Source organism: Nocardia farcinica (assembly GCF_029867845.1).
Classification (GTDB): Bacteria; Actinomycetota; Actinomycetes; order Mycobacteriales; family Mycobacteriaceae; genus Nocardia; species Nocardia farcinica_A.
Window position 1 is genome coordinate 1 of sequence record NZ_JARWRU010000263.1, and the last position, 1,334, is coordinate 1,334.

Below are 1,334 nucleotides of genomic sequence, written 5' to 3' on the forward strand. Positions count from 1 at the left end.
CCGCTTCCGCGCCCCTACCTGAGTCGCGCCGGGGGGGGGCGCGTGTTCGGTGTCGGGGCCCCGCGCGGCCCGGCCCCCGCACGGCGGGGGCGTGTTCGGGGGTGGTTGGGGCCCGCCACTCCGAGCCGTCGATGTGCACGGTGGAGACCGGGTCGATGTTGCCCTCCCTGGCGATGAGCAGCAGGTCGCCGTCGACCCAGCTCAGCGAGACGGCACTGCTGCTCAACCCGACCGCGACCGGCACCGGCTTGGTCAGCGAGTAGTTGCCGTTGGGACCGCGCACGATGAGCGCCACGTACACCTTGCCGTCGGCGATCAGCGCGGCGCGGACTCCGGTGCGCGAAACCCGCAGCTCGGTGATCGGCATGCGCAGGGTGAGCCCGGTGTCGTTGTCGGTCAGCGCGCTGATGTCCACGTCCTGCCGTGACACCGTGTTGGTGGCGTTGTCGCGCACCGCCCGGATGACCTGCATGCCGTTGATCACCGCCCAGGCCGCGCTGCCGTCGCCGTTCCACGACGGCCGCGAGATCGTCTCGCCCTCGGCGACCGGGATGGCGTTGCCGCCGTAGGTGCCGACCATGAGGGTGCGCTGCGGCTCCGAGGCAGGCCTGCCCGCGTCGGCCACCGCCGCCACCAGCTGGCCGTCCGGGGACAGCGCGGCCGAGCGCAGGTTGTTGACCGAGCCGAAGTAGCCGGGCACGTCGACCACACCGCCCTCGGTGACCTGGGCGAGGGTGCCGCCGCGCAGCGCGTGCAGGCCGATCCGATTGATCCCTCGGACGGTGGGATTGAGATAGTCGACGTCGGCGACGGTCCAGCCGTTGGTCGCGAACCGCTGGTCCAGCGGTTCCCCGTCGGCGAGCAGCACGTACGGTCCCGGGATGTCGGCCTCCGACAGCGTCAGCACCACCTGCCCGGCCAGCATCTCCTTGTCGCGCTGGTCGAGCGCGCCCGCGCCGGCGAAGTCGACACGGACGCCCCCGAGTCCGACACCGACATCCTGCGGATCGCCGTTGGCCTTGGTGATCGGCCCGCGCAGCGTCACCGGCGGCGCCAGCCGATTGCCGACCACCGGCCCCAGGTTCTCCCTCGGCCCCTCGAGGAGCAGGCCGAGCAATCGCTGGGCGAGCTGGTTCTTCGGCACCGAGAGCCAGCGCAGATCGGGCACCGCCGAGGTGCCGGTCGGGTCGGCGAAATACAGCACATAACGCCGGTAGGACTTGGCGAACGCGCTGGAATCCATGACCACGCCGGGCGGCAGCGAGGCGATCCGCCACTCCCCGTCAACCCGGACCATCTCGATCTGGTTCTCCAGGGTGGGCTCGGTGACCGCG

At 71.7% G+C, this 1,334-nt stretch carries 1 protein-coding gene; it reads right to left on the reverse strand.

Going from position 1 to position 1,334, the window contains the following annotated elements:
• The coding region (locus QH283_RS05400) for an LpqB family beta-propeller domain-containing protein (protein ID WP_280501908.1) at positions 1–1,334 on the reverse strand (1,334 nt) is incomplete at both ends.